Consider the following 7,500-nt stretch of genomic DNA (forward strand, 5'->3'; position numbering starts at 1 on the left):
AGACGACCGGCTTGTCCTGGTCAACGGTCAGATCCAGAAAATAGGCCGTTTCTTCTAAGGTGGCAGTCCCGTGCGTAATAACCACCGCGGCAACGTTGTCTTCGCCAAGAAGCTTGCGGACTAGTTTGCCGAGTCCCACAACGGTTGGGATGTCCATGAGATCGCTCGTAATATTTGAATGTTGTACAGAACGAATTTCTGCAAATTCCGTTATCTCAGGAATTGAGGCTACCAGATCATCCGCGGATGCAGGCGCAACGAGCTTGCCGTTTGATGGCACATAATTCGATGCGATCGTTCCCCCCGTGGCGATTACGTAAACAACCGACTTTACCATAACTTATTCCTCCTTGCGTTTACATCCGACGTTAGACCAAATGAACCGAGTCCTTATAGGTTAAATTGCCTCAGAGTAGGCATGTGTGCACTGACAAGGCACATTAACTCTATCATGGATTTGCGACCGAAGCGCTGTGCAAACATATATATTTTAAACCCTCCGCCCTGCCCCACACTAGCATTAAATTGATTGCAATCCTTCACCTCACCCATTTCTGACGCACTAATTTTCAATATATCTTCTCCGAAAAAGCGCTTCCATAAATCCTCAACTGCCCAGCCAACCGATCCATGATTATAGCAAAATTGAAGCGGCTAAAGGTGGGCAGGAAACTTGTATTTTCTTCAAACGGTTTGATCATTTGAACTGTGGTACCGATGACCGTTTTTGGCTAGAAGGAGAAGTTCCAGCGATCCATCGATTATGTCCGCTTTCGGGGGGCGAAGCGGACATTCTGGTGAGTTAAAGCGAACATTTTAGGGAGTTGTGATAAGATTGTGGTTGAGCCCCCAAATTTATTGGGCACGTTGATGTCGCCGGCTTTTGCAGGCCAGCTTCCTGCTCCAGAGGCTCACCCAATCTAACGGGAACCACCGGGCGGCCTCGAGAGTTTTTCGTTATATCTTTCAGCCCAAGACGGTTGGATACCTCGGGGCTATTTATTCTAAAATTCTCAACCCACCTTGAGACCATTTAGGCTAGAATGCACATTCTAACACGATTAATCTGTTTGGAAGATTTTTTTGATGAACTCAAAAATGCCTCCGTCCAAAGGAGCATCCTATTCGCTCATTGAGCTTGCTGACCTCTTATCCGGCGTCCCAAGCACGGCTGCACGCGGACCAGTTATTGATCGCTTGCTTGCCGCTCTATGGAGGGGAGAGTTTGAAGCCTTCAGTAAGGAGCCACATCAACCGTGTAAAGAAGTAACCTTACGTGCTCTCCAAATGTGTGGGGCGGTCCCAAGGTTCTCACAAGAAAAACCTGAATTGGAATTCGAACGCCTATCAAAGCTTAAATTTGACGATTTCGATAAGGCCGGACAAGCAATTTTGACGGATGTTGAATTCCCAAGGCGTGTCGTAAAAAGATGGCGTTCATCGCTACAGAGCTCTGCTAACAATCTTGATTATATGCCTAAACAAAAGCCGTCACCTCCATCAAAAAACAGGGCTGGACGACCGTTCAAGCATAATTATGACGAGATTGACGAATTACTCAGCAATTATTTTAACAACAATGGGACGAAAGGATTCAAATCAATCGGTACGGTGGTTAGTCACTTACTAGGCAGAATTGGAAAAGTTGGACTTCCTCCTGAATCCACACTGCGTAGCCACATAAACGACTGGATAGAGAGGAAGAAAACCGCCCAACCATAAGTGCCGATCCGCGATAAATATCCCACTGCGATAATTCTGCGAAAACTAAAAATAAAATACGTTAGAAACAACGGACTACCGAGTCCAAACTCCCGAAAAAATTATAAATCGCGCGAAAATAGCTAACCCAGCTATTAATTCGGTATGAATTCAAACACACCAAAATCAACGGCGGGTGTCTTCTCTGTCGATCGCAACCCGAAAGGCTCAAAGCATATAGCCGACTCCACTTACGGCGGTTCTGTAAATAGGCTTGTTAAGCTTATTGCCCACCAAGCCGCCCGCCAATTTTTTGCTGAGCAATCCAAAGACCAGGTCCAAAGCCCTTCGCGGCGTTTCTCCAACACAACTCAAGATAAGGAGAAAGAAAATGGCTGAGCAAACTCCGAACACCCCCACAAGACTTTTAAAGCCCGAAGAAGCCGCACGGTTTTTAAGCATTTCAACACGCACGCTGAGCCGCCTCGTAACTCGGGGTGACGTTGCCGTCATACGAGTGGGCGGCTCCCGTCGTTTCCGACTGAAAGACCTCCTGGCGGCGATCGATCAGAACCGGAGCGGCGGCAATGAATAACACTGTTTGTCCAGTTTCGTCTTTAGTTGTCACAGACGTTACAAGTAATAGTGAAAATAAAGTGCATGTAATCTTAGTCATTACTTGTACTTTATTTTCACTATTACTGTAATTTGTCTTGTTTTGCCTTCACTTGTCATTATCTGTCCACTATGATGCTTCACGAAAGGATATTTTCATGAGCTCAAGCAACGCCTTCTCCGATCCCTCCATCCCCTCCTTCGAGTGGGTGCGAGACCAAATCGAATCCGATTATTCGATCGACCATCAACCGCGCATGGACATGGTGTCTGCCATTAATTGCTTGGCAAAGTGGTTTGATTTGCCACTCTCCATGATCCCGGCGAATACCGAATTCCTGCGCCAGCAGTTTAAACACTTTCATCATGATCAGGTTGGAACAACCAAACGGCGCGTGCAAAACGTAAGGTCTTTAGTCTTAAGGGCGATGCGCACCGTCAGCCTTACAACCAAGCTCGCACCTTACATGTATCCGATGACCGTTATTTGGCGGCAACTCTATGATGCACTACCAGACCGATATACCAGGACCGCCCTCTCCCGGTTCATGCGGTATTGTTCAAAACAAGGCATATCGCCTAATGATGTAGATGATGCGGTTGCCTTGGCCTTTCTGGAAGCACTTGAGCAAGAAAGCCTGATCAAGGATCCCAAGGTGCATCATCAAACAGTCTGCCGGCTGTGGAACAAGATGGCCAAGATCGTCGAAGACTGGCCCCAAGTGGAACTCACCGTGCCAAGTTATGAAGATCGACTTTATTCAATCAACGACGAACTGATCCATCCAGATCTTCATAAGAAGATTGAGGCTTATTTGAAGTTTCTCGAAGGCAATGAACTGTTCGCCAGACCTGGAATAAAGTTACGCCCCATTAGCATCAAGGCAGTAAGGGGACACATCCGCCGCTATCTTTCCGCACTATATCACGACGGCTTCGACGTCATGTCCCTTCGAAGTCTTGAGGACATGGTTGTCTTCACCGTATTCAAGCAAGCTATGGAGTGGTTCTGGGCCCGCAACAAGAATATAACCTCGAAGCACATTAGTGAGGTTGCCTGGGCAATCCGGTGCATCGCCGTCAAACATCTTAGTTGCGACGACGCAACCGCCGAACTCTACAGCGAGGCGATGGCAAGTTTGCGGGTTCAACACACCGGGCTTAGTAAAAAGAATGAAGAAGCCCTCAAGCAATTCGACGATCCAAAGGTCGTCCAACGACTGTTAAATTACCCAGACGACCTGTTTGGATTGGCTGAGAAAGCCAAAGGCCAAAAAGCAGCACTTCTGACCCAAGCCGCCGTCGCTACCCTGATCCTCATCTTTGCTCCCATGCGCCTCAAAAACCTCAACGGTCTCCGCATCGATCAAAACCTCAACTGGATCAATGACCGCCTTAACATCCATGTCCCTGGCGAACAGGTCAAAAACAATATGGCACTGGACTTCGCCCTCCCCTCTGAACCCTCTAATAAAGTCCGGGAATATATCGACCGTTATCGATCCCTATTCCTGCCCAAAGCCAACCCCTATCTGTTCCCGGGACGCAAAGGCCCCAAGGATCAATCCGCTCTACGGAATCAGGTGACCAACACGCTCTTCAAGCACACTGGCATTCGCCTCACGCCTCACCAGTTCCGCCATGTTGCGGCCAAGTTATTGCTGGATGCACGGCCAGGACATTACGAAGTCGTCCGCAAACTCCTCGGCCATAAAAACCTGAGCACCGTCTACGAAAGCTACTCAGGCACGGAGACCCAGGCCGCGATTAACCTTTATGACGACGTGATCCTAGAGCGCAAACGTGGACTGTCCGGCAAGGTTGAGGCAAATGACGATGCACCGTTCCTCGATCCCTTCAATCCATTTTTGAAGGGCAACAAACGATGAAGCGGCCCCGCACCTCCCTCAACTTCCCTGAATGGCCCAAGCTGGACCAAGACCTCTGGCAGGCTGCCAACAGCACGGGTAATTTTCTGGAGCCTGATGGCAAGGCCGCACACTGGAAAGACAAAACCCGGAAGGGTGTCGTCAAAAGATACAGCCTGTGGCTCGGATATCTTTCTTCAACCGGTCAACTTGATCCAAAAACCTCCCCGTCCGATCGCACCTGCAAAGAGACCCTCAAGGGTTTTGTTCACTGGCTGGAGGCAAAAGGGAACGCGTCCACCACGGTCTCATCGTGCGTCCGTGACCTCGAAGAAGCCATCCGCGTTATGGAACCCCATGCTAACCGTAGTCTGATCAAGGAACTGAACATAACTCTCCGGGCCCGGGAACAACCCGTTCGGGCCAAGCATGCCCGGATCATGCATCCGGATGATCTGCTCTCAGGCGCCCTTTCTTTCCTGGACGATATTCCCAATCTAAAGTTCCGTGGTGATACCTTACGGGCAGGAAAATACCGCGATGGAATGGTCACCGCATTTCTGCCCTACCGTCCCGTTCGCCTCGAGAACCTGACCGCCATCGCCCTCGGGCGACATCTAATTAGGGATGGTGACGGCTGGTTCTGTCAGTTCGACGCAGATGAGATGAAGGATAAACAGTCTCTTTCTTTTACATTCCCGGACCGCCTTGTTCCCTACCTTCAGACCTATCTCAACATTTACCGGCCAATACTCTTAAAAGGTAATAACTTTCCAGAACTCTGGATCTCAACGCGGGGAACACCCATGAGCGAGCAGTCGGTCTATTGGAACACATGCCGCCTGACTGAAGAACTCTTTGGTCAGCGCATCAACCCCCATCTTTTCCGGGACTGCGCCGCCTCTGCCATGGCAACTGATGACCCTGAGCATGTTCTCGCGATTGCCCGTATTCTTGGTCACAGCTCCATTGAGACCTCGACGCGCCATTACAACCAATCACAAATGACCGCCGCCGGTGATATTCTCCATGAAGTTCTTGCCGATCTCAGCAATGTGCCAGACACTGGCGACCATAGGAGCGACGTATAACGCGATGCAGAAGAATATCACCCGTCCAGCCATTAGATCGGCTGCCCTGGAATTAATTAAGCAGCACGGACCGAAAGCAACGGATTTTGCCCGGCAACGGGCAATGACACTGGGTGCAACCGGCTCCTCGCCGGATCACGATACTGCCCTGTTGGTTCTCTCTGCCGTGGAGGAACTTTCAGCTAATCCCAACAAAGGGGAGCCCAACTAATGCGTGTCGCCATATACGCCCGTTACAGCAGTGATCTTCAGTCCGAGACCTCCATCGATGATCAGGTTCGACTGTGCCGGGAACGTGCCGAGCAAGACGACATGACTGTAGTTGACGTCTTCACCGACTACGCGATCAGTGGCGGGCATCTAAATAACCGCCCTGGAATGCTATCTCTTCTGGATGCCGCCAAGAACAATGCCTTCGACGTTGTCGTCGCCGAAGCCTTGGATCGCATCAGCCGCGACCAAGAAGACATCGCCGCCATATACAAACGTTTAAACCACGCCGAGATTAAAATCATCACTCTCACCGAAGGCGAGATCAACGAACTGCATGTGGGTCTCAAAGGCACCATGAATGCCCTCTTTCTAAAAGACCTCGCTGTTAAAACCCGGCGCGGCCAAAGAGGTCGTGTGGAAGCCGGCAAAATCCCGGGCGGCAACAGTTTTGGCTACAAGATCATTCGCACCCTTAAAGACGATGGCACAGTAACAACCGGAGAACGCGAGATTGATCTCGAACAGGCCACGATCATAAAGCGCATCTTCCAAGAATATGCCGACGGTATGTCTCCCCGGAAAATCGCCACCCGGCTCAATGCCGAAGGCATCCCCAGCCCCCGTGGCGGCCAATGGAACGCATCCACCATCAACGGCAGCCGACAGCGCAAAAACGGAATCCTAAACAATGAACTTTATCTGGGTCGCATTACCTATAACCGCCAACGGTTCATCAAAGACCCGGAGACTGGTAAACGCCGCTCGCGGCTCAACCCGGAACACGAATGGATCATCACCGATGTTCCGGCATTGCGCATAATCGACGACAAACTCTGGAAGAGGGTTCGGACCATCAAGGGCAAATACTCTTCGCACAAAGGGAATAAGCGCCAGACCAAGAAACGGCTCCTCAGCGGACTAGTAAAGTGTGGTGTCTGTGGTGGTGGCATGACGATCATGCGCAAGGATCGATACTACTGCTCCGCCCGACGCGAGAAGGGAACATGTGACAGTGACCGCGGCATCGCCGTCCAGGAACTGGAAGACCGTGTTCTCGCCGGAATGAAAGAGCTTCTGATTGGCAATGAAGAATTAATGGAAGTTTTTGTCGACGAGTTCAAAGCAGAGATCAAACGCTTACACGGAGAACGTCACCAAAGGATCCGGCCGCTTCAAAAAGAACTACAGAAGATTGAACGGGGCATCAGACGCTGCCTCGACTTTATCACCGGCGGAGACGGCGACCCAAGATTGGTCGCCCCTGAACTTACCACACTGGAACAGCGTAAGATGGATATCGAAGCCCAGCTAAATGCAGCCGAGCCCGACGACAACATAGAACTCCACCCCAACATGGCAGAACTCTATCGCAAGAAGGTTGAGGACCTGCAGGACATCCTGCTGGACGAAGTGACACGCCCCGAAGCCATCGACATCTTCCGCTCATTGATCGAGCGCATCGAGATCAACCAGGGCAATAAACGAGGCGCCTGCGACGTTGTCCTCTTCGGCGCATTGGCCTCTGTACTGGCCTTCCTGCAACAAAAAACAACCGCCGCCTCTGGAAGAGACGACGGTACGTTCTTGATGGTTGCGGGGGTAGGATTTGAACCTACGACCTTCAGGTTATGAGCCTGACGAGCTACCGGGCTGCTCCACCCCGCGTTAAACTTGTTGCCTCGAACTTTGGCCCGGTAGCGCTTATTGTTTTTGCGCTCCGAACTGTCGTTCTCCGCTTGGCGGGCTGGTGGTGTTTTTTTCCGAGGTGCCCGCGTTTATTTTGTTACAAAAAAAGCGCCTTTTGAGCGCTTTATCTGTTCCAGCCTGACCCGTGAGGAAGGCTGGGTTTATTGGATAGGTTTTTTGTATCTGGCTTCTGGTTACCTTCTGGTTACCTTCTGGTTTCGGGCGTCTAATTAGAAGACCTGGCAGCGACCTACTCTCCCACGCCTTAAGACGCAGTACCATCGGCGCTATGGGGTTTCACTACCGAGTTCGGGATGGGATCGGGT

At 50.7% G+C, this 7,500-nt stretch carries 9 protein-coding genes, 1 tRNA gene, 1 rRNA gene and 1 pseudogene (1 of these 12 only partly in view); 7 read left to right on the plus strand and 5 right to left on the minus strand.

Annotated features, from left to right (window positions below; genetic code table 11):
• Window positions 1-337: asparaginase (locus HOM51_12600; protein ID MBT5035348.1), on the minus strand; the 337-nt coding region annotated here is incomplete at its 3' end.
• 749 nt (window positions 338-1,086) lie between these two features.
• Between HOM51_12600 and HOM51_12605 the strand changes: the two genes are divergently transcribed.
• The 6 genes and pseudogenes from HOM51_12605 (at window position 1,087) to HOM51_12630 (ending at window position 5,917) form a co-directional block, all read left to right on the plus strand.
• Window positions 1,087-1,722, plus strand: coding sequence for a hypothetical protein (locus HOM51_12605; protein MBT5035349.1), 636 nt, complete (start codon window positions 1,087-1,089; stop codon window positions 1,720-1,722).
• Window positions 1,723-2,092: 370 nt separating this feature from the next.
• Window positions 2,093-2,296, plus strand: coding sequence for a helix-turn-helix domain-containing protein (locus HOM51_12610; protein ID MBT5035350.1), 204 nt, complete (start codon window positions 2,093-2,095; stop codon window positions 2,294-2,296).
• 178 nt (window positions 2,297-2,474) lie between these two features.
• Window positions 2,475-4,205 (plus strand): site-specific integrase, encoded by a 1,731-nt coding sequence (locus HOM51_12615; protein ID MBT5035351.1) that lies wholly within the window; start codon window positions 2,475-2,477, stop codon window positions 4,203-4,205.
• Window positions 4,202-5,275 (plus strand): tyrosine-type recombinase/integrase, encoded by a 1,074-nt coding sequence (locus tag HOM51_12620; GenBank protein MBT5035352.1) that lies wholly within the window; start codon window positions 4,202-4,204, stop codon window positions 5,273-5,275. The genes HOM51_12615 and HOM51_12620 overlap by 4 nt, the downstream gene beginning before the upstream one ends.
• Window positions 5,276-5,279: 4 nt before the next feature.
• The gene (locus HOM51_12625) at window positions 5,280-5,486 is read left to right on the plus strand and encodes a hypothetical protein (protein MBT5035353.1); all 207 of its coding nucleotides are present in this window, start codon (window positions 5,280-5,282) and stop codon (window positions 5,484-5,486) included.
• A pseudogene (locus HOM51_12630) lies at window positions 5,486-5,917 on the plus strand (recombinase family protein). Before HOM51_12625 ends, HOM51_12630 begins: the two are co-directional and overlap by 1 nt.
• Here the strand turns inward: HOM51_12630 and HOM51_12635 are convergent.
• Both HOM51_12635 and HOM51_12640 read right to left on the minus strand, forming a co-directional pair.
• Entirely contained in the window at window positions 5,858-6,121 is a 264-nt protein-coding gene (locus HOM51_12635) for a hypothetical protein (protein MBT5035354.1), read from the minus strand. The pseudogene HOM51_12630 and the gene HOM51_12635 sit on opposite strands and share 60 nt — an antisense overlap.
• A gap of 48 nt (window positions 6,122-6,169) precedes the next feature.
• On the minus strand, window positions 6,170-6,364 hold the full coding sequence (locus HOM51_12640; GenBank protein MBT5035355.1) for a hypothetical protein: 195 nt from the start codon (window positions 6,362-6,364) through the stop codon (window positions 6,170-6,172).
• Between the two features lie 72 nt (window positions 6,365-6,436).
• On the opposite strand from HOM51_12640, the gene HOM51_12645 reads away from it, so the two are divergent.
• Window positions 6,437-7,120 (plus strand): hypothetical protein, encoded by a 684-nt coding sequence (locus HOM51_12645; protein ID MBT5035356.1) that lies wholly within the window; start codon window positions 6,437-6,439, stop codon window positions 7,118-7,120.
• On the opposite strand, the gene HOM51_12650 is transcribed toward HOM51_12645, so the two are convergent.
• Window positions 7,077-7,153 (minus strand) — tRNA-Met (locus HOM51_12650). The two genes, HOM51_12645 and HOM51_12650, sit on opposite strands and share 44 nt — an antisense overlap.
• Window positions 7,154-7,411: 258 nt before the next feature.
• A 5S ribosomal RNA gene (gene rrf, locus HOM51_12655) occupies window positions 7,412-7,500 on the minus strand; it runs 26 nt beyond the window's last position.

This window comes from Rhodospirillaceae bacterium, from assembly GCA_018660465.1.
Taxonomy (GTDB): Bacteria; Pseudomonadota; Alphaproteobacteria; order Rhodospirillales; family JABJKH01; genus JABJKH01.